At 71.9% G+C, this 20,657-nt stretch carries 19 protein-coding genes; 14 read left to right on the top strand and 5 right to left on the bottom strand.

The genetic code is table 11. The features are described 5' to 3' along the window. Nucleotides 1-123 precede the first annotated feature (123 nt). Nucleotides 124-837, top strand: coding sequence for a hypothetical protein (locus tag ABZT03_RS07380; RefSeq protein WP_356034773.1), 714 nt, complete (start codon nucleotides 124-126; stop codon nucleotides 835-837). Between the two features lie 69 nt (nucleotides 838-906). Here the strand turns inward: ABZT03_RS07380 and ABZT03_RS07375 are convergent, their stop codons facing one another. Both ABZT03_RS07375 and ABZT03_RS07370 read right to left on the bottom strand, forming a co-directional pair. Further along, nucleotides 907-2,958 carry a glycoside hydrolase family 31 protein gene (locus ABZT03_RS07375; RefSeq protein WP_356034770.1) on the bottom strand — a complete coding sequence of 684 codons (2,052 nt, stop codon included), beginning with the start codon at nucleotides 2,956-2,958 and terminating at the stop codon, nucleotides 907-909. A gap of 176 nt (nucleotides 2,959-3,134) precedes the next feature. Further along, complete coding sequence (locus ABZT03_RS07370) at nucleotides 3,135-4,151, bottom strand: LacI family DNA-binding transcriptional regulator (RefSeq protein ID WP_356034767.1); 1,017 nt, start codon at nucleotides 4,149-4,151, stop codon at nucleotides 3,135-3,137. Between the two features lie 648 nt (nucleotides 4,152-4,799). On the opposite strand from ABZT03_RS07370, the gene ABZT03_RS07365 reads away from it, so the two are divergent. From ABZT03_RS07365 to ABZT03_RS07345, 5 genes are all read left to right on the top strand, one after another. Further along, complete coding sequence (locus ABZT03_RS07365) at nucleotides 4,800-6,740, top strand: acyl-CoA dehydrogenase family protein (RefSeq protein ID WP_356034764.1); 1,941 nt, start codon at nucleotides 4,800-4,802, stop codon at nucleotides 6,738-6,740. A gap of 626 nt (nucleotides 6,741-7,366) precedes the next feature. Next, on the top strand, nucleotides 7,367-8,629 hold the full coding sequence (gene dxr, locus ABZT03_RS07360; protein ID WP_356034761.1) for a 1-deoxy-D-xylulose-5-phosphate reductoisomerase: 1,263 nt from the start codon (nucleotides 7,367-7,369) through the stop codon (nucleotides 8,627-8,629). Between the two features lie 8 nt (nucleotides 8,630-8,637). Further along, on the top strand, nucleotides 8,638-9,930 hold the full coding sequence (locus tag ABZT03_RS07355; RefSeq protein WP_356035154.1) for a site-2 protease family protein: 1,293 nt from the start codon (nucleotides 8,638-8,640) through the stop codon (nucleotides 9,928-9,930). A 168-nt stretch (nucleotides 9,931-10,098) separates the two neighbouring features. Further along, entirely contained in the window at nucleotides 10,099-11,256 is a 1,158-nt protein-coding gene (ispG, locus tag ABZT03_RS07350; protein ID WP_356034758.1) for a flavodoxin-dependent (E)-4-hydroxy-3-methylbut-2-enyl-diphosphate synthase, read from the top strand. A gap of 62 nt (nucleotides 11,257-11,318) precedes the next feature. Then, a complete protein-coding gene (locus tag ABZT03_RS07345; protein WP_356034755.1) occupies nucleotides 11,319-11,870 on the top strand; it encodes a GNAT family N-acetyltransferase in 552 nt (183 codons plus the stop codon). On the opposite strand, the gene ABZT03_RS07340 is transcribed toward ABZT03_RS07345, so the two are convergent. Next, entirely contained in the window at nucleotides 11,861-12,598 is a 738-nt protein-coding gene (locus ABZT03_RS07340) for a hypothetical protein (protein WP_356034752.1), read from the bottom strand. The two genes, ABZT03_RS07345 and ABZT03_RS07340, sit on opposite strands and share 10 nt — an antisense overlap. A 98-nt stretch (nucleotides 12,599-12,696) precedes the next feature. On the opposite strand from ABZT03_RS07340, the gene ABZT03_RS07335 reads away from it, so the two are divergent. The 6 genes from ABZT03_RS07335 (at nucleotide 12,697) to ABZT03_RS07310 (ending at nucleotide 16,745) form a co-directional block, all read left to right on the top strand. After that, nucleotides 12,697-13,545: a GNAT family N-acetyltransferase gene (locus tag ABZT03_RS07335; RefSeq protein ID WP_356034749.1), complete on the top strand. Its 849-nt coding sequence runs from the start codon at nucleotides 12,697-12,699 to the stop codon at nucleotides 13,543-13,545. 46 nt (nucleotides 13,546-13,591) lie between these two features. Continuing rightward, a complete protein-coding gene (locus tag ABZT03_RS07330) occupies nucleotides 13,592-14,155 on the top strand; it encodes a GNAT family N-acetyltransferase (protein ID WP_356034746.1) in 564 nt (187 codons plus the stop codon). 72 nt (nucleotides 14,156-14,227) lie between these two features. After that, nucleotides 14,228-15,928, top strand: coding sequence for a proline--tRNA ligase (locus ABZT03_RS07325; protein ID WP_356034744.1), 1,701 nt, complete (start codon nucleotides 14,228-14,230; stop codon nucleotides 15,926-15,928). 128 nt (nucleotides 15,929-16,056) lie between these two features. Then, nucleotides 16,057-16,254, top strand: coding sequence for a hypothetical protein (locus ABZT03_RS07320; protein ID WP_356034741.1), 198 nt, complete (start codon nucleotides 16,057-16,059; stop codon nucleotides 16,252-16,254). Then, a complete protein-coding gene (locus tag ABZT03_RS07315) occupies nucleotides 16,203-16,505 on the top strand; it encodes an NADH-ubiquinone oxidoreductase-F iron-sulfur binding region domain-containing protein (RefSeq protein WP_356034738.1) in 303 nt (100 codons plus the stop codon). The genes ABZT03_RS07320 and ABZT03_RS07315 overlap by 52 nt, the downstream gene beginning before the upstream one ends. 18 nt (nucleotides 16,506-16,523) lie before the next feature. Further along, nucleotides 16,524-16,745, top strand: a complete 222-nt coding sequence (locus tag ABZT03_RS07310) for a ferredoxin (RefSeq protein WP_356035152.1) — start codon at nucleotides 16,524-16,526, stop codon at nucleotides 16,743-16,745. Here the strand turns inward: ABZT03_RS07310 and ABZT03_RS07305 are convergent. Together ABZT03_RS07305 and ABZT03_RS07300 are read right to left on the bottom strand one after the other, a co-directional pair. Beyond that, nucleotides 16,723-16,968, bottom strand: a complete 246-nt coding sequence (locus tag ABZT03_RS07305) for a hypothetical protein (protein WP_356034736.1) — start codon at nucleotides 16,966-16,968, stop codon at nucleotides 16,723-16,725. The two genes, ABZT03_RS07310 and ABZT03_RS07305, sit on opposite strands and share 23 nt — an antisense overlap. A 189-nt stretch (nucleotides 16,969-17,157) precedes the next feature. Continuing rightward, entirely contained in the window at nucleotides 17,158-17,580 is a 423-nt protein-coding gene (locus ABZT03_RS07300; RefSeq protein WP_356034733.1) for a helix-turn-helix transcriptional regulator, read from the bottom strand. A 331-nt stretch (nucleotides 17,581-17,911) separates the two neighbouring features. Between ABZT03_RS07300 and ABZT03_RS07295 the strand changes: the two genes are divergently transcribed. Together ABZT03_RS07295 and ABZT03_RS07290 are read left to right on the top strand one after the other, a co-directional pair. Beyond that, nucleotides 17,912-18,502 carry a sigma-70 family RNA polymerase sigma factor gene (locus ABZT03_RS07295; RefSeq protein WP_356034730.1) on the top strand — a complete coding sequence of 197 codons (591 nt, stop codon included), beginning with the start codon at nucleotides 17,912-17,914 and terminating at the stop codon, nucleotides 18,500-18,502. After that, a complete protein-coding gene (locus ABZT03_RS07290; protein ID WP_356034727.1) occupies nucleotides 18,499-20,286 on the top strand; it encodes a BN159_2729 family protein in 1,788 nt (595 codons plus the stop codon). The genes ABZT03_RS07295 and ABZT03_RS07290 overlap by 4 nt, the downstream gene beginning before the upstream one ends. Nucleotides 20,287-20,657 lie beyond the last annotated feature (371 nt).

Below are 20,657 nucleotides of genomic sequence, written 5' to 3'. Positions count from 1 at the left end.
CATGGAAGGGACACCGTGACTCCGCTCCCCCTGAGCAGGGAGGCTTCCAACCCGGAGGTTGCGGTCCAGCCCGAACCGGTCCCTTGCAGGACAAATGGGAAATTACCACGGGATAGGAGACCCATGTCAGCAAACACCTTCGGCAGGATCACCAAGGCGCTGCTCGCCCCCGCCCTCGCGCTCGGCGCCACCGTCGGCCTGGCCTCCGCCCCCGCCCAGGCCGCCGTCTGGAGCACCTGCGACCAGTGGGGCAACACCAGCCTGAACGGCTACACGCTCTACAACAACATCTGGGGCTCCGGCGCGGGCAGCCAGTGCGTCTGGGCCAACTCCGGCACCAACTGGGGCGTCTGGGCGAACCACCCCAACACCGGCGGCATCAAGTCCTACCCGAACGCCAAGAAGGTGATCAACAAGTCGATCACCTCGCTGGGTTCGCTCTCCAGCAGCTACAACGTCACCGTCCCGTCGACCGGCGCGTACAACACGTCCTACGACATCTGGGACACCGACTACGACTACGAGATCATGCTCTGGGTCAACAAGACCGGGGCCGTCGGGCCGCTGGGCACCTCGCAGGGCAACGTGACGCTCGGCGGCCACACCTGGACCGTCTACAAGGGTGACAACGGGGCCAATGCGGTCTTCTCGTTCGTCCGCACCTCCAACTCCACCTCCGGCACGGTCGCCATCCTCCCGATCCTCAAGTGGATCAAGGACACCAAGGGCTGGTTCGGCAACGAGACCATCGGCGACGTGCAGTTCGGCTACGAGATCACCTCGTCCTCGGGCGGCCTGGACTTCACCACCAACAACCTGACGGTCAGCAGCGGTTGAGCGGCTGAAAGGCAGGTGCGGCCGGTCCCTCCCCTACGGGACCGGCCGCACGTCCGTGCGCCTGCGCGGCTACTCCACCACCGGCAGCCGTGCGTCGTCCCGCAGGAACAGCGGGATGCGGTCCAGCGGCGCGTCGACCGTGACGCTCCCGCCGCCCTCGTACGACCGGCCCGTCCACGCGTCCGTCCAGCGCGCGCCCGCCGGGAGATACGCCGTACGGACCGTGGCGCCCGCGGTGAGGACGGGGGCCACCAGCAGGTCCCGCCCGAACAGGTACGCGTCGTCGACCGACCAGGCCGCCTGGTCCCCGGGGAACTCCAGGAACAGCGGCCGCATCACCGGCAGCCCCTCCTCGTGCGCCTCGCGCATCACGTCCAGGACGTACGGCTTCAGCCGCTCACGCAGCCGCAGGTACTTCTCCAGGATCGGCCCGGCCTCCTCGCCGTAGGACCAGACCTCGTTGGGGCCGCCGGTCATGTCGGGGCCCAGCGGCATCCCCGGGTCGCGGAAGCCGTGCAGCCGCATCAGCGGGGACAGGGCACCGAACTGGAACCAGCGGACCATCACCTCGCGGTAGCCGGGGTCGTCCGGGTCGCCCCCGTGGAAGCCCCCGATGTCCGTGTTCCACCAGGGGATGCCGGACAGCGAGGTGTTGAGGCCGGCCGCGATCTGGCGGCGCAGCGTCGGGAAGTCGGTGCCGATGTCACCGGACCACAGGGCGGCGCCGTAGCGCTGACTGCCCGCCCACGCCGAACGGTTGAGGGTGATCACCTCGTCCTCCCCGGCGGCGGACAGCCCCTCGTGGAAGGTGCGGGCGTTCTCCGCCGGGTACATGTTGCCGACCTCCAGGCCGGGCCCCGCCCAGTAGCGCAGGTTCTCCGAGAACCCCGGCTTCAGCTCCGGTTCGCAGGCGTCCAGCCAGAACGCGGTGATGCCGTACGGCTCCAGGTAGTTCTCCCGCACCCGCGACCACAGGAAGTCCCGCGCCTCCGGGTTCGTCGCGTCGTAGAACGCGACCTGGACCGTCGAGGCGACCCCCTTGTCCGGCCAGTCGGCGTGCGCCGTCGGACCGTACTGGGTACCGATGAAGTAGCCACGCTGCTCCATGAGTTCGTGGTTCTCGCTCAGCGGCGACACCGACGGCCACACGCTCACCACCAGCTTGACGCCCAGTTCCGCCAGCTCGCGCACCATCGCCGCCGGGTCCGGCCACTCGGCCGGGTCGAACCTCCACTCGCCCAGATGCGTCCAGTGGAAGAAGTCGCACACGACGGCGTCCAGCGGCAGCCCCCGGCGCTTGTACTCCCGTGCCACCGACAGGAGTTCCTCCTGGGTGCGGTAGCGCAGCTTGCACTGCCAGAAGCCGGCCGCCCAGCGCGGCAGCATCGGGGTGCGGCCGGTCGCCGCGCTGTAGCGGCGCTGACCCTGGGCCGGGTCGCCCGCGGTGATCCAGTAGTCGATCTGGGGAGCGGAGTCCGCCACCCAGCGGGTGCCGTTCCCGGCCAGCTCCACCCGGCCGATCGCCGGGTTGTTCCACAGCAGTGTGTAGCCGCGGCTGGAGGTGAGGACCGGGATACCGACCTCGGCGTTGCGCTGGACGAGGTCGATGACCAGGCCCTTCTGGTCCAGCCGCCCGTGCTGGTGCTGCCCGAGGCCGTACAGCCTCTCGTCGGGGTAGGCGGCGAAGCGCTGCTCCAGCCGGTGCCGGCCGCCGCCGACCGGGGTGTACAGACGCGGCCCGGGCCACCAGAAGTGGGCCCGCTGCTCGGCGAGGAGCTCCGACAGGTCGTCGGTGCGCAGGAACCGGACCAGTCCCTCGGCGTCGATCTCGACGGTCAGCGCGCCGACCGTCAACCGCCCTTCCCCGTCGCCGAGTTTGACACTGCTCTCGGTGGCAGGCGCCTCGTCGAGGAGCGCGCCCGGCAGCCCTTCGAGCACCGGGCCGCCGAGCCGGGCCCGGACCCGGACGGCGTCCGGGCCCCACGGCTCGACGCGCACGGTCTCCTGGCGGCCGCTCCACTCCAGCGCGCCGTCCCGCTCGCGCAGGATGCCGACGGTGGGGGACGACTGCGCGAGGCTGACCGCGCTGTGACCGGGCTGGTGTGCGGCGGGCTGGTTCACGTGGGTGCTCCTTTGAAGGAGTGCGGGGCCGGCGTGCGGGTGGAGCCGGACAGGGCGGTGCCGTGAGCGGGGCGTGGGGGCCGGTGGAAGCGGAGGCGGAGGGGCGGCGGAGGGGCAGCCCGGAAGCGGGACGTGACGGAAGCGGGACGCGACGGAGGCGGGGGAGGGCGGTCGGGTCAGGAGACGGCGGCCGGGGCGGGCCCCGTACTGGTCCGTACCGTCAGCTCGGGTGCGATCAGCACGACGTCGTCGCTGCCGTGCCCGTCCAGCTTGGCGACCAGGTGCTCGACCGCGCGCCGGCCCATCTCCTGGGCCGGGATGGCGACGGAGGTCAGCCGCACCGACGCCTGCTGCGCGACCTGGTCGGGGCAGATCGCGACCACCGACACGTCCTCGGGGACGGCGCGGCCCTGCTGGCGCAGCAGGGCGAGCAGCGGTTCGACCGCCGACTCGTTCTGCACGACGAACCCGGTGGTGCCGGGGCGTTCGTCGAGGACGCGGTTGAGGGTGACGGCCATCGCGTCGTACCCGCCCTCGCACGGCCGGTGCAGCAGCCGCACCCCCGACTCCCGGGCGCGGGAACGGAGTCCGTCCAGGGTGCGCTCGGCGAAGCCGGTGTGCCGCTCGTAGACTGCGGGGGCCTCGCCGATGACAGCGATGTCACGGTGGCCGAGCGTCGCCAGGTGCTCGACGCACAGCGCGCCGGTCGCCCGGAAGTCGAGGTCGACGCAGGTCAGGCCGCTGGTGTCGGCGGGCAGCCCGATCAGCACGGACGGCTGGTCGGTGCCGCGCAGCAGCGGCAGCCGCTCGTCGTCCAGTTCGACGTCCATCAGGATCATCGCGTCGGCGAGCCCGCTGCCGGTGACGCGGCGCACGGCGTCGGGGCCCTCCTCGCCGGTGAGCAGCAGCACGTCGTACCCGTGGGTGCGGGCGGTGGTGGCCACCGCGATGGCGATCTCCATCATCACCGGCACGTACATGTCGGTGCGCAGCGGGATCATCAGCGCGATGATGTTCGACTTGCTGCTGGCCAGCGCGCGGGCGCCCGCGTTCGGGTGGTAGCCGAGGTGGCGGATGCTCTGCTCGACCCGCTGCCGGGTGGTCGCGGAGATGGACCGCTTGCCGCTGAGGACATAGCTCACCGTGCTCGCCGAGACTCCGGCGTGCTGGGCGACCTCGGCGAGGGTGACCATCCAGCTCTCCAAGCTTTGTGAAGCGCTTCGACAGTGCGCAGTGCGAACAAGGGTGGGTGGGGGTGGTTCGACAGTAGCCGCACCGCGAGTAGGTGTCCATAGGTTGTCGAAGCGCTTCGACAGCTTTTCTCCTACGGCCGTTCCGCACCGTCGGGGCGGCGCCCTGGCGGTGTCGGAACCGGGGCCCGTACCCGAACCGTCCCCCCGGAAGGACCCCCGGCGCAACACCGCGGACCGGCTCCGTCGCGACGGCGATCCGACCCCTCCATGACGAGGGTGATCCGGACCGTCCGTCACGGCGGTGATCCGCCCCTTCGTGACGAGGGTGGTCCACCCCTTCGTGACGAGGGTGATCCGACCCCGCCGGCGGGACGGTGACCGGGCCCGCCGGCGGAACCTCGGCCCCACCGTCCGTGCACTCGTCCGGCGCAAGGTCGCCCGGCGGCGAAAACGCACCTCAGGTACCGCGCCCGGCACCGGGTTCCGCCGGGGTTCGGGCCCTCGGGACGCCGGGGCGCACCGGCCGGGATCGGACCGACGGCCGCGCGAGGGGTGGTGGGGGCGCCCGGGATCCGGTACATACGATCGGGTAGCACCCGTCGGTAACCATACGGCCCCAAGATCCCGATTCGCGGCGAGGTGAGCCTCATGTCCGCTCCACCCACCCACTCCTCCCGGCCGGCTGTCACTGAACGTGAGGCCCGTCAGGTGGCCGAGGCCGCCCGGGAACAGGACTGGCGAAAGCCCAGCTTCGCCAAGGAACTGTTCCTCGGGCGCTTCCGCCTGGACCTCATCCACCCCCACCCGCTGCCGGCCGACCAGGACTCCCGGCGCGGCGAGGAGTTCCTCGCCGTACTGCGCGAGTTCTGCGAGACGAAGATCGACGCGGCCCGGATCGAACGCGACGCGCAGATCCCCGACGAGGTGATCGACGGGCTCAAGGAGCTCGGCGCCCTCGGCATGAAGATCGACACCAAGTACGGCGGCCTCGGCCTCACCCAGGTCTACTACAACAAAGCGCTCGCCCTGGTCGGCTCGGCCAGCCCGGCGATCGGCGCGCTGCTGTCCGCCCATCAGTCGATCGGCGTACCGCAGCCGCTGAAGATGTTCGGCACCCAGGAGCAGAAGGACCGTTTCCTGCCGCGCTGCGCACGGACCGACATCTCGGCGTTCCTGCTCACCGAGCCGGACGTCGGCTCGGACCCGGCGCGGCTGGCCACCAGCGCGGTCCCGGAGGGGGACGACTACGTCCTCGACGGGGTGAAGCTGTGGACCACCAACGGCGTGGTCGCCGACCTCCTCGTGGTGATGGCGCGGGTCCCGAAGTCCGAGGGCCACAAGGGCGGCATCACCGCGTTCGTCGTGGAGGCCGGCTCCGAGGGCGTCACGGTCGAGCACCGCAACGCCTTCATGGGCCTGCGCGGCCTGGAGAACGGCGTCACCCGCTTCCACCGGGTCCGCGTCCCCGCCGCGAACCGGATCGGCCCCGAGGGCGCCGGCCTGAAGATCGCGCTCACCACCCTCAACACCGGCCGGCTGTCGCTGCCCGCGATGTGCGTGGGCGCAGGCAAGTGGTGCCTGAAGATCGCCCGCGAATGGTCGGCGGCGCGCGAGCAGTGGGGCAAGCCGGTGGCCTTCCACGAGGCGGTCGGCGCGAAGATCAGCTTCATCGCGGCCACGACGTTCGCCCTGGAGGCCGTCGTCGACCTGTCGAGCCAGATGGCCGACGAGGACCGCAACGACATCCGCATCGAGGCCGCCCTCGCCAAGCTCTACGGCTCCGAGATGGCCTGTCTGATGGCCGACGAACTGGTCCAGATCCGCGGCGGCCGCGGCTTCGAGACGGCCGCCTCCCTCGCCGCCCGCGGCGAACGCGCGGTCCCCGCCGAGCAGATCCTGCGCGACCTGCGGATCAACCGCATCTTCGAGGGCTCCACCGAGATCATGCACCTGCTGATCGCCCGAGAGGCGGTCGACGCCCACCTGTCCGTGGCCGGTGACCTCATCGACCCCGACAAGTCCCTGTCGGACAAGGCGAAGGCGGGCGCCAACGCGGGCGTCTTCTACGCCAAGTGGCTGCCGAAACTCGTCACCGGACCGGGTCAGCTCCCGCGCTCCTACGGCGAGTTCAGGCACGGCGTCGACCTGTCGGGGCATCTTCGCTACGTCGAACGCACCTCCCGCAAGCTGGCCCGCTCCACCTTCTACGCCATGTCCCGCTGGCAGGGCCGGATGGAGACCAAGCAGGGCTTCCTCGGCCGGGTCGTGGACATCGGCGCGGAGCTGTTCGCGATGAGCGCGGCCTGCGTACGGGCCGAGCTCCTGCGCGACCAGGGCGACCACGGCCGCGAGGCCTACCAGCTGGCCGACGCCTTCTGCCGCCAGTCCCGCATCCGCGTCGAGGAACTCTTCGGCCGGCTGTGGAGCAACACCGACGACCTCGACCGCAAGGTCGTCAAGGGCGTCATGGCGGGCACCTACGAGTGGCTGGAGCAGGGGGTCGTCGACCCCTCGGGCGAGGGCCCGTGGATCGCCGACGCCACCCCGGGACCCAGCGAACGGGAGAACGTACGTCGCCCCATCCGCTGACCTCCACCCACGTCCGGGCCCCGCGCCGCCGCACCGGCACGGGGCCCGGCCGGGTACGGACCGGTGCCCCCGGCAGTCCTGACCTCAGACGCGCGCGGCGGCGGTCAGCCCCCGGGTCCTGACCGCGGCCTTCGGACGTGGCGGACCCGACGGTCCCCGCGAGCCCTGGCAGGCGACGCGCGGCGGCCGTCAGTCCGCGCGGGTCCTGTCCGCCGGACCCGCGCGGACTGACGGCCCCCGCCGTAAGCCCTGCCCGACGGCCGCCCGACTCGCCCCCGGTGGCCGACCCGCCCCCGGTGGCCGGTCCGGCCCGGCGGCCCTGACCCTCGGACCCCGGCGGTCGCCCGCTCCCGCGGTCCGGCGGCCACACCGCGCCCCCGTCCGGCGGCTGCCCCCCGGTCCGGCGGCTGCCCCCCCGGTCCGGCGGCTGCCCGCCCCCCGGTCCGGCGACTGCCCGACCCCCCGTCCGGCGGCCGACGGACCCGCCGTCCTCACTCGTCCTTCACCCCGCCTTCACAAGGGCGGATTCCGCTGCATTCGATTCCATCCGGGGCCGAGACGAGACAAGACACCCGCCCGAGGGACGTGCTGTCCGTCCGGGCGCCCGTTGCGGCCACAATGGGGGGATGAGCGACAGCCCAGCCCCCCTCGCCGACCCGCACCTCGTCTACGATCCCGTGGCGGGCGGCGGCCCGAAGGACGTGGTGATCCTCGGTTCCACCGGCTCGATCGGCACCCAGGCCATCGACCTCGTCCTGCGCAACCCGGACCGGTTCCGGGTCACCGGACTCTCCGCCAACGGCGGACGGGTCGCCCTGCTCGCCGAGCAGGCGCACCGGCTGCGGGCGCGGACCGTGGCCGTGGCCCGCGAGGACGTCGTACCGGAACTGCGCGAGGCGCTCGCCGCGCGGTACGGCACGGCCGAGCCGCTCCCCGAGATCCTCGCCGGAGCCGGCGCCGCCACCGAGCTGGCCGGCTCCGACTGCCACACCGTGCTCAACGGCATCACCGGCTCCATCGGTCTCGCCCCGACCCTCGCCGCCCTGGAGGCGGGCCGCACTCTCGCGCTCGCCAACAAGGAATCGCTCATCGTCGGCGGGCCGCTGGTCAAGGCCCTCGCCGAGCCGGGGCAGATCATCCCGGTCGACTCCGAGCACGCCGCCCTCTTCCAGGCGCTGGCGGCAGGCACCCGCGCGGACGTCCGCAAACTCGTCGTCACCGCCTCCGGCGGCCCCTTCCGCGGCCGTACAAAGGAGGAACTGGCGCACGTCACCGTCAAGGACGCCCTCGCGCACCCCACCTGGGCGATGGGCCCGGTCATCACGATCAACTCCGCGACCCTGGTCAACAAGGGCCTGGAAGTCATCGAGGCGCACCTCCTCTACGACATTCCCTTCGATCGCATTGAGGTCGTCGTGCACCCGCAGTCGTATGTCCACTCGATGGTTGAGTTCACGGACGGATCGACACTGGCCCAGGCGACGCCCCCCGACATGCGGGGGCCGATCGCCATCGGTCTCGGCTGGCCGGAGCGCGTCCCGGACGCGGCCCCCGCCTTCGACTGGAGCACGGCGTCCACCTGGGAGTTCTTCCCCCTCGACGGGGACGCCTTCCCCTCGGTGGGACTCGCCCGGCACGTCGGACAGCTCGCGGGCACGGCTCCCGCGGTGTTCAATGCGGCCAACGAGGAGTGCGTCGAGGCCTTCCGGTCCGGCGCACTGCCGTTCAACGGCATCATGGAGACCGTGACGAGGGTGGTGGAGGAGCACGGCGCCCCGGAGAGGGGAACCCCGCTCACCGTCGCGGACGTCCTCGACGCGGAGACCTGGGCACGCGCCCGGGCAAGGGAACTGACGACACAAACGGCTACGGCGGAGGCCCGTGCATGACGACCCTGATGTTCATCCTCGGCATAGTCGTCTTCGCGTTCGGCCTGCTGGTCTCGATCGCGTGGCACGAGCTGGGGCACCTGTCCACGGCCAAGCTCTTCGGCATCCGCGTACCGCAGTACATGGTCGGTTTCGGCCCGACCATCTGGTCACGCAGGAAGGGCGAGACCGAGTACGGGGTCAAGGCCGTCCCGTTCGGCGGCTACATCCGGATGATCGGCATGTTCCCGCCCGGCCCCGACGGACGGCTCGAAGCGCGCTCCACCTCGCCCTGGCGCGGCATGATCGAGGACGCCCGCTCGGCCGCGTTCGAGGAGGTCAAGGAGGGTGACGAGACCCGCCTCTTCTACACGCGCAAGCCGTGGAAGCGGGTCATCGTGATGTTCGCGGGCCCCTTCATGAACCTGATCCTCGCGGTGGGCCTGTTCTTCACCGTCCTGATGGGCTTCGGCATCCAGCAGCAGACCACCAGCGTCGCCTCCGTCTCCCCGTGCGTCATCGCGCAGAGCGAGAACCGCGACACCTGCAAGAAGAGCGACCCGCCCTCCCCGGCCGCGGCGGCGGGGCTCGAGCGGGACGACCGGATCGTCGCGTTCGGCGGGGTGCGCACCGACGACTGGAACAAGCTCTCCGACCTGATCCGGGTCAGCGCCGGCAAGGACGTGGCGATCGTCGTCGACCGCAAGGGCCAGGAGGTGACCCTGCACGCGAAGATCGCCACCAACCGGGTCGCCAAGAAGGACTCCGGCGGGGCGTACGTCCAGGGGCAGTACGTCGAGGCCGGCTTCCTCGGCTTCAGCTCGGCCACCGGCGTCGTCAAGCAGGACTTCGGTCAGTCCGTGACCTGGATGGGCGACCGGGTCGGCGACGCCGTCGACTCCCTCGCGGCACTGCCCTCGAAGGTGCCCGCCCTGTGGAACGCGGCCTTCGGCGACGGCCCGCGCGAGCCCGACTCCCCGATGGGTATCGTCGGCGCGGCCCGGGTGGGCGGCGAGATCGCCACCCTCGACATCCCGGCCTCGCAGCAGCTCGCCATGTTCGTCATGCTGCTCGGCGGCTTCAACCTGTCCCTGTTCCTCTTCAACATGCTCCCGCTGCTCCCGCTCGACGGCGGACACATCGCGGGCGCCCTGTGGGAGTCGCTGCGCCGCAGCGCGGCGAAGGTGATGCGCCGGCCGGACCCCGGTCCGTTCGACGTGGCGAAGCTGATGCCGGTGGCCTACGTGGTGGCCGGGGTCTTCGTCTGCTTCACCCTGCTCGTGCTGATCGCGGACGTGGTCAACCCGGTGCGCATCTCCTAGTCACCGCCCGTTCACGGCGGCCCGGAACGGCGTTTTCCGGGCCGCCTCCCATCGAGTGGGTTTACGGGCGGGATGTGCTCCGGCCTCGGGGCGTGCCGTAATCTCGAAGTCTGGAGCCCGCTGCTGACGGGACCGGACCTTGATCCACGACTTGGGGTTGCACAGCAGATGACTGCGATTTCTCTCGGCATGCCGTCCGTTCCGACCCGGCTCGCCGAGCGCCGCAAGAGCCGGCAGATCCAGGTCGGATCCGTCGCGGTGGGCGGCGACGCGCCCGTGTCGGTGCAGTCGATGACCACGACACGTACGTCGGACATCGGCGCGACCCTCCAGCAGATCGCCGAACTGACGGCCTCCGGCTGCCAGATCGTCCGCGTGGCCTGCCCCACCCAGGACGACGCCGACGCCCTCGCGACCATCGCCCGCAAGTCCCAGATCCCCGTCATCGCGGACATCCACTTCCAGCCGAAGTACGTCTTCGCGGCCATCGAGGCCGGCTGCGCCGCGGTGCGGGTGAACCCCGGCAACATCAAGCAGTTCGACGACAAGGTCAAGGAGATCGCCCGGGCCGCGAAGGACCACGGCACCCCGATCCGCATCGGGGTCAACGCCGGTTCCCTGGACCAGCGGCTGCTGAAGAAGTACGGCAGGGCGACGCCCGAGGCGCTCGCCGAGTCCGCGCTGTGGGAGGCGTCCCTCTTCGAGGAGCACGACTTCCGGGACATCAAGATCTCGGTCAAGCACAACGACCCGGTCGTGATGGTCGAGGCGTACCGCCAGCTCGCCGCCCAGTGCGACTACCCGCTGCACCTCGGCGTCACCGAGGCCGGGCCGGCCTTCCAGGGCACCATCAAGTCGGCGGTCGCCTTCGGCGCGCTGCTCTCCCAGGGCATCGGCGACACCATCCGGGTCTCCCTGTCGGCGCCTCCCGTGGAGGAGGTCAAGGTCGGCAACCAGATCCTGGAGTCGCTGAACCTCAGGCAGCGCGGCCTGGAGATCGTCTCCTGCCCGTCCTGCGGCCGCGCCCAGGTCGACGTGTACAAGCTGGCCGAAGAGGTCACCGCCGGTCTGACCGGCATGGAGGTCCCGCTGCGCGTCGCCGTCATGGGCTGCGTCGTCAACGGACCCGGCGAGGCCCGCGAGGCCGACCTCGGTGTCGCCTCCGGCAACGGCAAGGGCCAGATCTTCGTCAAGGGCGAGGTCATCAAGACCGTCCCCGAGTCGAAGATCGTGGAGACCCTCATCGAGGAGGCCATGAAGCTGGCCGAACAGATGGAGGCGGCCGGCGTCGCCTCCGGCGAGCCGGAGATCTCGGTCAAGGGCTGACAGCCGCCCGGGGCGGCGAATATTCGATCGCCGCCCCCTCATGACCGCGTTAGCGTGGCGCGATGTCCGCACTGCGCACCGAGCGCCTCGTCCTCCGCCCCTGGCGGGACTCCGACCTCGCCCCCTGGGCCGCCCTGAACGCCGACCCCGAGGTCCGGGAGCACTTCCCCGGACTCCTCACGGCCGAGCAGAGCGCCGCGTCCGTCGCCGCCTTCCAGGCCGACCTCGACCGGCGCGGCTGGGGCTGGTGGGCCGTAGAAGTGACCGGTACCGGCGAGTTCGTCGGGTTCGCCGGCCTCGACCCCGTCGAGGACGGCATGCCCTTCACGGGGATCGAGGCCGGCTGGCGGCTGTCCCGCGCGGCCTGGGGCCACGGCTACGCCACCGAAGCGGCCCGCGCCGCCGTCGAGTTCGGCTTCACGACGCTCGGCCTCCCCGAGATCCTCGCCGTGATCACGGCCGCCAACCTCCGCTCCCAGGCGGTGATGCGCCGCCTGGGCATGACCCACGACCCGGCCGAGAACTTCGACGACCCCGACGCGCCCGAGGGACCCCTGCGCCCCAGCGTGGTGTTCCGCCTCCGCCCCGAGAGCCCGACCGTCCGTCAGACGTGACGCATCCACACGTTGGGCTCGTGGTAGACGCCCGTGTCGGCGTCGCGGTCGACCCGCAGCACACTCAGGCCGTCCGGGATCACATAATCGCCGGACTCGGGAAGGGCCAGCCCCGTCCATTCCTCCCACTCGGCGACCGTGCCCGTCATCGTCTGGGAGGCCGGCGCCGCCGCCAGGATCTCCGCGCCGAGACGCTCATGGGTCCGGATCCACGGGTCGAGGGCCGCACCGTTGGACCGGCGCCAGCGCATGAAGGAATCGATCGGCGTCAACGGGTACCGCGTCTTCGTCGTCGGCCGCACCGGGGCGAGGACCCGGCTCAGGCCCGCCGCCAGACCGGTGTCCCGCAGCGTCGACAGCGTTCGGCCCGCCAGCCCACGGCCCTTGAGCGACGGAGTGACGATCGCGCCGCAGATCACCAAGGTGTCGGGCTCGACCCCCTGCTCCCGGCCCTCGACGGCCCTGACCAGGGTGTCGCTGTATCCCGACGGCAGCGTGCCAACCTGCCCGTCCCAGCAGATGGGCACTCCCCACCCTCCGGCGACCGGCACGCCCGCCTCGTCCAGCAGCATGAGGTCCAGCTCGCCGAACCACTCCCTGACCCGGCCTATGTACTGCTTGCCCAGCCGATCGGCGGTGATGAACCGCGGAAAGCCCTCACTGAACAGCTCGGCCATCTGCTCCTTCGGCCACGTCCGCGCGTCGGTTCTCTCGGTCTGCAAGATCATGGGCCGATCCTGGCACGAGGCCGTCCCGTGGGGCGGCGTGGCACATTTTCGGCGGGTACAGTGCGGAGATCCGTAGACCTTAGGGTGAGGCCCCGTACGTGTTGACCCAGACCACCTCCCGGGTTCTCGAGCCGAGTGACCTGGACGCCGCGCTCGCCGTCCTCGACCGTGAGCCCGTCGCGAACGCCTTCGTGACCTCCCGGGTGCGGATCGCCGGCCTGGACCCCTGGCGGCTCGGCGGCGAGATGTGGGGCTGGTACGAGGGCGGCATGCTCACGTCCCTGTGCTACGCGGGCGCCAACCTGGTCCCGATCTGCGCCACTCCGCGGGCCGTCCGCGCGTTCGCCGACCGGGCCCGCCGGGCCGGCCGCCGCTGCTCCTCCGTCGTCGGCCCCGCCGAGCCCACCGCCGAGCTGTGGCGGCTGCTCGAACCCAGCTGGGGCCCGGCCCGCGAGGTCCGCGCGCACCAGCCGCTCATGGTCACCGACCGCCTGTCCACGACCGTCGACCCCGATCCGTACGTCCGCCGCATCCGCAAGGACGAGATCGACACGATCATGCCGGCCTGCGTGGCGATGTTCACCGAGGAGGTCGGGGTCTCCCCGCTCGCCGGGGACGGCGGCCTGCTGTACCAGGCCAGGGTCGCCGAACTCGTCGCCGCCGGCCGCTCCTTCGCCCGTCTGGGCCCCGACGGCCGGGTCGTCTTCAAGGCCGAGATCGGCGCCGCCACCGACCGCGCCTGCCAGATCCAGGGCGTGTGGGTGGCCCCGGAGTACCGGGGCAGGGGAGTGGCGGCGCCCGGCATGGCGGCGGTGCTCCGCCACGCGCTGGCGGACGTCGCCCCGTTGGTGAGCCTGTACGTGAACGACTTCAACACCCCCGCGCGACGGACGTACCGGAGGGTGGGCTTCCGCGAGGTGGGCGAGTTCATGAGCGTTCTCTTCTGAATTCCGTGGCCGAACGACAACCCGTGAGCCCCTGTACTCTCCCCACATGCGATTTTCCGGTCACGGACCCCGCCACCCCGACGACGTCGTGATCGGTCCCCTCGACCTCTCCGCACACGTCGACGAGGCCCTCGCGGTCCAGGCGGTGGCTTTCGGTCTCGGCGCCGACGAGGTCGCCGTACGCCGCCAGATCGTGCTGCGCCACATGACCTATCCCGGCGCCCGCGCACTCGGCGCCACCCTCGCCGGACGTCTCGTCGGCTTCGTCTACGGCATGCCCAACGACCGCTCCCACTGGTGGTCCACCGTCGTGGAGCCCTACCTCCGCGCCCAGGGCCACGACGGCTGGCTGGACGGCTCCTTCGTGATCACCGAGCTGCACGTCCATCCGCACTACCAGAACCGGGGTCTCGGCCGTTCCCTGATCACCTCGATCACGGACACCGCCACCGAACCGCGCTCGATCCTCTCCGCGATCGACACCGTCAGCCCGGCCCGCGGCCTCTACCACTCCCTCGGCTACGAGGACCTCGCCCGCCAGGTCCTCTTCCCCAGCGCCCCCAAGCCGTACGCCGTGATGGGGGCCCCGCTCCCGCTGCGCCGCCGATAACGGATTTCCACGCTCCCGCACCGCCCGGCTAACCTCCTGCCATCACCCTCACGCAGCAGGAGTACGAGAATCATGGCGAACGCACCGGTCCAGCGCATGTCCCAGTTGTTGGCGAAGACGCTGCGCGACGACCCGGCGGACGCCGAGGTCCTCAGTCACAAGCTGCTCGTCCGCGCCGGCTACGTCCGCCGTACCGCGGCCGGCGTCTGGTCCTGGCTGCCCCTCGGCCGGAAGGTCCTCGCCAACGTGGAGCGGATCGTCCGTGAGGAGATGGACGCGATCGGCGCCCAGGAGGTGCTGCTGCCCGCGCTGCTGCCGCGCGAGCCCTACGAGGCGACCGGCCGCTGGGAGGAGTACGGCGCCGAGCTGTTCCGCCTCCAGGACCGCAAGGGCGGCGACTACCTGCTCGGCCCCACGCACGAGGAGATCTTCACGCTGATCGTGAAGGACCAGGCGTCCTCCTACAAGGACCTGCCGGTCATCCTCTACCAGATCCAGACCAAGTTCCGTGACGAGGCCCGCCCCCGCGCCGGCATCCTGCGCGGCCGCGAGTTCCTCATGAAGGACTCCTACTCCTTCGACACCGAGGACGAGGGCCTCGCCAAGTCGTACGCCCTGCACCGCCAGGCCTACCAGCGGGTCTTCGAGCGCCTCGGCCTCGACTACCGCATCTGCGCCGCGACCGCGGGCGCGATGGGCGGCTCCAAGTCGGAGGAGTTCCTCGCCCCCGCCGAGGCCGGCGAGGACACCTTCGCGGACTGCCCGAACTGCGACTTCGCGGCCAACACCGAGGCGGTCACCTACGAGCTGAAGCCGGTCGACGGCTCCGCCGTGCCCGCGGCCGAGGAGATCCCGACCCCCGACACCCCCACCATCGAGACCCTCGCCGCCTCCCTCGGGGTACCGGCCTCCGCCACCCTGAAGAACCTGCTCGTGAAGGTCGACGGCGAGATCGTGGCCGTGGGCGTCCCCGGTGACCGCGAGGTCGACCTGGGCAAGGTCGAGGCGCACTTCGCGCCGGCCACCGTCGAACTGGTCACCGCAGAGGACTTCGTGGGCCGCCCGGACCTGGTCCGCGGCTACGTCGGCCCGCAGGGCCTGGAGAAGGTCCGCTACATCGCCGACCCGCGGGTGGCCCCCGGCACGGCGTGGATCACCGGCGCCAACAAGGAGCACACACACGCGAGGAACGTGGTCGCGGGCCGTGACTTCGAGGTCGGCGAGTACGTCGACGTCGTGGTCGTCGAGGAGGGCGACCCCTGCCCCAGGTGCGGCACCGGCCTCACGCTGGACCGCGCCATCGAGATCGGCCACATCTTCCAGCTGGGCCGCAAGTACGCCGACGCCCTCAAGCTCGACGTCCTCGGCCAGAACGGCAAGCCGGTCCGCGTCACCATGGGCTCCTACGGCATCGGCGTCTCCCGCGCGGTCGCGGCGCTCGCCGAGCAGACCGCCGACGACAAGGGACTCGTCTGGTCCAAGGAGGTCGCCCCGGCCGATGTGCACGTCGTGGCCGCCGGCAAGGCCCTGCAGACCGAACTGGCCCTCGACGTCTCCCAGAAGCTGGCGGCGGCCGGCGTCCGCGTCCTGGTGGACGACCGCCCCGGCGTCTCCCCGGGCGTGAAGTTCACCGACTCCGAGCTGATCGGCGTCCCCCAGATCCTGGTCGCCGGACGGCGTGCCGCCGAGGGCGTCCTGGAACTCAAGGACCGCAAGACCGGCGAGCGCGAGGAGCTCACGGTGGACGAGGCGATCGCCCGCCTGACGGCGTGACGCAAACCGATCTCTCAGGAGGTTCTGCGGACGCCCGTGGGCGCCTCACAGACTTCTCTCAGGCCGTTCCCCGACCGTAGGGCGTGACACGGAGTCACTACGGAGGGGAACGGTCATGGCAACCCCGCATGTCCGCCCTGCTGCTCGGTGGCTACCACGGCGCCTGGGTCCCGGCCGCAGAGGCGGCCCGGCTCCGGCTCGACGCCACCACCATGGGCGCCGGCGTCCTGGCCGTACTGCCGCCGGCCGCTGCGGGGTCGCCGAGACCGCCCGCGTGGTGCGCCACCTGGCCCTCCAGCCGGCCGGCCAGTGCGGGCCGTGCCTGAACGGGCTGCCCCGCGTCGCCGCCGGTCTGCGGACCCTGGCCGCCCCCGGGCCGCAGGGCACGGTCCGCGCCGACCTCGCCCGCCGGGCGGGCCTGGTGGAGGGCTGCGGTGCCTGTCACCACCCCGACGGCACGGTCCGCCTGGTCCGCAGCGCCCTGACCACCTTCGCGGGCGAACTGGACGCCCACGCACGGGGGTTGTGCACGGCGACCGGCACCGCCCCCTGCTGCCCGTCCCCGGAGGAGCACTGACGGGAACAGCGCGTCGACATCGACTGGACCGCCCGCCAGGCCCACGGCCTGTGCGCGGAGCTGCTCCCCGAGCGGATCGCGCTCGACGAGTGGGGCTACCCGCTTCTCGACGGCGCCCCCGTGCCCGCGCGGATCGCGAGGCGGGCCCGGCAGGCCGCCGCCGACTGCCCGGTGCTGGCCCTACGGCTCAGTCCGGCCAGGGAGATTCGGCCCCATGTCACCCCGCCCTGGCCGGGGTGACGCAGGGCCGGAGTTCGTGCGGCAGTTCGACCCGCATCCCGCAGAAGCAGTGCAGGACGTCGCCCTGTGACACAGGGGCTCCCAGATCGATCATCAGGATGTCCCGCACTTCCTGGAGCGCGTCACGGACACGGAAGCCTCTGGCGACGCGGATGCTCACCTCGTCGGGGTCCCAGACCGCGATGGCCGGCAGCTCGTCCGCCATGGAAATGTGGATGCACACGACTGTCTCCCCAGGGATGCACAACTGCACGGTGTGATCCGCTCCGGGAGGTCAGCGGCTGACTGATGGTACCGATGGCGGTGGGGCTCGTGAGGCGTTTCGTCATATTCCTCCGCCGCTCCCGGTACTCCGTCGTGCCCGGCGGTCGATCGGTGCGGTGAGTGGCGGACCGGGTCGGCGCGGCTGACCTCAGGTGATGCGGCTGACCTGCAGCATCATCTCGGCGTCCTTCAGCAGCGCGCGCTGACGTGCCTCCGGCAATTGCCGGTACAGCTTGAGGAGCCGGGCCTCGCGTTCGTCGCCGCTGGGGCCGGGCACGGGGCGGCCGACGGCCTCGAAGAACTCTCTCGGTGTCGTCCGCACGCCCCAGCGCCGGAACACCTCGACCATGGACCGCAGCTTCTCCGGGTCGATGCGGGAGGTGCCGCGGGTCCGGTTCATCCAGGCGTTCAGTGTCGGGTACGAGATACCGGATTCCGCCGCCAGGTCCTTCTGTGTCCGTCCCGGAACCTGGGCCAGGAGGCGTTCGAGCAGAGTCACCAGGTCGACGTCCCGGCGCGGGGGATCATGGCCGGTATCGGTGTCTCCTGGGGGGCTCTGCTGGTTCGTCACGCCTCAGAGGATCTGCCATCGGTATCTACAAGCGCAAGTAGATCGCAGACCAGTCGTGGTGGCGTCGGGTGCACGCCGGGGCACTGGGGCGGTGAGGGCACGATCGCACGCCCCCGGCGTTCCGGGCGCCACGCCGCCTTTCTGGCGCTCCGTAGGCGGCTTGACACTGTATGCATCTACGTGAAGACTGCAGATTACTCCGGCAGGGACACCGCGACCCCCGAGGTGAGGGGCGGTGATTCGTGCTTCGGGAATCTACATCTACATGAATATTGAAGATGTGGGCGAAGGTCCTCGTACCGCAGAACGACATCGACGGGAGAAACCGATCGTGTCCGTACCGCACACCGTTTCCACCGCTCCGGACGGTCCGGAACCCGAGCTCGTCGCCCGGGCCCGCACAGGCGACCGGGAGGCGTTCGCCGGCCTCTACTACGAGCACTACCGGCTGGTGTACAGCTTCCTGCTGGTCCGCACCCGCGACAGACATCTCGCGGAGGACCTGACCCAGGAGGTGTTCACCCGCGCCCTGCGCCGCATCGACGCCTTCACCTGGCAGGGCACGGCGTTCGCCGCCTGGCTCACCACCATCGCCAAGAACCTCTACCTCGACGAGATCGGCCGCGGCCGCACCCGTCTGGAGACCCCGGTCGCCGAGTTCCGCGACCCGCAGGGTGCCGGCCCCGGACCGGAGTCGCACGCCCTGCGGGAACTGGAGGCCGTCGAGGCCCACGAGACGGTCCGCAGCGTGCTGCACGCGCTCAATGCCCACCAGCGGCACTGCGTGCAACTGCGCTTCCTCGACGAGCTGACGCCGGAGGAGACCGCCCTCGCGATGGGCCGGAGTGTCGGCGCCGTCAAGACGCTGACCTACCGCGCGCTGCAGAAGATGCGCTGGGTGTCCGGGGGGGTGTCCGCGTGAACGGCAACCTTCCGCACGCCGCCGGCGTGATCCGCGCGGTGCTGGAGTCCGTCCGCTCCGAACAGGCGGCCGTCGTCGCGCAGGCGCTGGACATGGCCAGGCTGCTGGTCGACCCCGAGCGCTCCTTCGCCGCGGTGCTGCGCCGCACGGCGGACGGCGGCTGGGCCCGCGTCCCCCGTCCGGTCACCGACCTGGAGCGGCAGGCACTCGCCTGGGACGCCTCCTGCGCACGGGCCAGGAACCTGGCGCGGGACATCGAACGCCATCTGGCGGGCCACGCGGGGCCGTACGGCGTGCGGGTGGACGGCGACCGGGTGCGGGTCGTGCTCCGCGTAGACGGCGCGGCCCAATGGGCGCACTGGCGTGCCTACTTCGGCATCACGTCCGTCGGCAGGCGCACCCGGCCGCACACGGTGACCGCCGAGGGGGAACGCGACGGCGTCCGGGTGACGGTCCTGGCCCGCGGCCCCGCGCCCGCCCCACCCCGCACGCCGGCGGCGCGGCCGTTCCGGCTCGGCACGACGACGTACGACCTGGCCCTCCCGCAACGCGACGCCCACGGTGACGTCTGGTACTTCCACGGCTCCCGCAACCGCGACGGCATGCCCCTGCTCTCGGTCGACGGCCGCCCCGAACGCTGCTCCCTCGCCAACGTGGTGGCCCACCTGGGCCCCCTGGCCCCGTTACGCCCAGCACCCGCGTCCCACCCGCGGGACGAACGCCCCACGCGTGACGGACGTTCGACCGCGCGACCGGGGCCCGGTCACCAGGGTGCGGATCGCCCGGTGCCGGATCGGTCGGTGGCCGATCGGGGGAGGTCCGAACGGTGGGTGTCCGATCGCCCGGTGGCCGGAGGGCGGGGGCCGGAACGTCCGGCGGGCGTCCGGCCGGCGGCCGGCCACGCCTATGCCGATGGTCCGGTGGCCGCGCGCTCGGGGCCTGGACGTCCGCTGACGGCATGGCCGGTGGCCAGTACCCCGAGGCCGGACCGCCCGGTTTCCGGACCACGGGTGACTGCCCGGCCCGTGGCCGACCGCCCGATGACCGCACCGCCGGCGACCGGACAGCCGGTGGCCGCGCAAGGGGTGGCCGAACGCCGGGTCGCCCCGGGCCCGGTGGCCGACAGCCCGAGAGCGGATCATCCTGTGACCGAACACCCGGAACTCGGTTCTCAGGTGCCCGGCGGCCCCACGGCACCGGTCCCCGCAGGAACTCCGACACCGACGCCCGGTGCAACCGTGGCACCGCCCCCCGCAGGCGTCGCGACACGGTTGCCGGGCCCAGCCGCCGTGCCGCTTCCCGTTGCAACCGGCTTGGCGCGCGGAGCAGTTGCAGCGACGTCGACGCCTGGTGCGGCCACGGCACCGGGCTCAGCAGGGACCGCGGCACGGTTGCCGGGCCCAGCTGCCGAGCCACTCCCCGTGCCAACCGCTGTGCCCCGCCCGGCAGTTGCGGCAACACCGACGCCTGGTGCCACCGCGGCCCCGCTCCTCGCAGGGACCGCGGCGCGCCTGCCCGGGCCGGCCGCCGTGCCGCTGCGCGTGGCAACCGCCGTACGGTCCCTCGGGGTTACGGCGACACCGGCGCCCGGAACATCCACCGCCACGCTCCCCGCAGGGACCGCGGCACGGCTGCCCGGCCCGGCCGCCGCCCCGCTCCCCGAACCGACTGCCCCGCCGCCCCCCGCAGGAACCGCCGTGCCGTACCCCGCCGGTGCCGCCGCACCCGCTCCGCCCCCGGCCCGAGCTGCCGGTCCGGACGGTCCTGCCGGGCCGCCCCGATGAGCGCCGGACGGACCGGCGCCGGAGCGGGCACGGGACCCGGGGCGGGCGCCGCACCCGAACTGGGGGCCGGCGCCGGAGAAGGCGCCGCGCTCGGACCGAACCCCGCGCTCGGACCGAACCCCGCGCTCGGACCGAACCCGGCACCCGGACCGAACCCGGCACCCGGACCGAACCCGGCACCCGGACCGAACCCGGCACCCGGACCGAACCCGGCACCCGGACCGAACCCGGCACCCCGACCGAACCCCGCACCCCGACCGAACTCGGCACTTGGGCCGAACCCCGCACCCCGACCGAACTCGGCACTTGGGCCGAACCCCGCACCCCGACCGAACTCGGCACTTGGGCCGAACCCCGCACCCCGACCGAAC

This window comes from Streptomyces sp. NPDC005574 (genome assembly GCF_040605435.1).
Lineage (GTDB): Bacteria > Actinomycetota > Actinomycetes > Streptomycetales > Streptomycetaceae > Streptomyces.
Note: the sequence above shows the minus strand (reverse complement) of the source record. Positions and strands in the feature narration are given on the sequence as shown.

Bases quoted from the DNA above. Each gene is read 5' to 3' on its own strand.
- ABZT03_RS07380 (WP_356034773.1), top strand. From the start codon at position 124: ATGTCAGCAAACACCTTCGGCAGGATCACCAAGGCGCTGCTCGCCCCC.
- ABZT03_RS07370 (WP_356034767.1), bottom strand. From the start codon at position 4,151: ATGGTCACCCTCGCCGAGGTCGCCCAGCACGCCGGAGTCTCGGCGAGC.
- ABZT03_RS07365 (WP_356034764.1), top strand. From the start codon at position 4,800: ATGTCCGCTCCACCCACCCACTCCTCCCGGCCGGCTGTCACTGAACGT.
- dxr (WP_356034761.1), top strand. From the start codon at position 7,367: ATGAGCGACAGCCCAGCCCCCCTCGCCGACCCGCACCTCGTCTACGAT.
- ABZT03_RS07355 (WP_356035154.1), top strand. From the start codon at position 8,638: ATGTTCATCCTCGGCATAGTCGTCTTCGCGTTCGGCCTGCTGGTCTCG.
- ispG (WP_356034758.1), top strand. From the start codon at position 10,099: ATGACTGCGATTTCTCTCGGCATGCCGTCCGTTCCGACCCGGCTCGCC.
- ABZT03_RS07345 (WP_356034755.1), top strand. From the start codon at position 11,319: ATGTCCGCACTGCGCACCGAGCGCCTCGTCCTCCGCCCCTGGCGGGAC.
- ABZT03_RS07340 (WP_356034752.1), bottom strand. From the start codon at position 12,598: ATGATCTTGCAGACCGAGAGAACCGACGCGCGGACGTGGCCGAAGGAG.
- ABZT03_RS07330 (WP_356034746.1), top strand. From the start codon at position 13,592: ATGCGATTTTCCGGTCACGGACCCCGCCACCCCGACGACGTCGTGATC.
- ABZT03_RS07325 (WP_356034744.1), top strand. From the start codon at position 14,228: ATGGCGAACGCACCGGTCCAGCGCATGTCCCAGTTGTTGGCGAAGACG.
- ABZT03_RS07320 (WP_356034741.1), top strand. From the start codon at position 16,057: ATGTCCGCCCTGCTGCTCGGTGGCTACCACGGCGCCTGGGTCCCGGCC.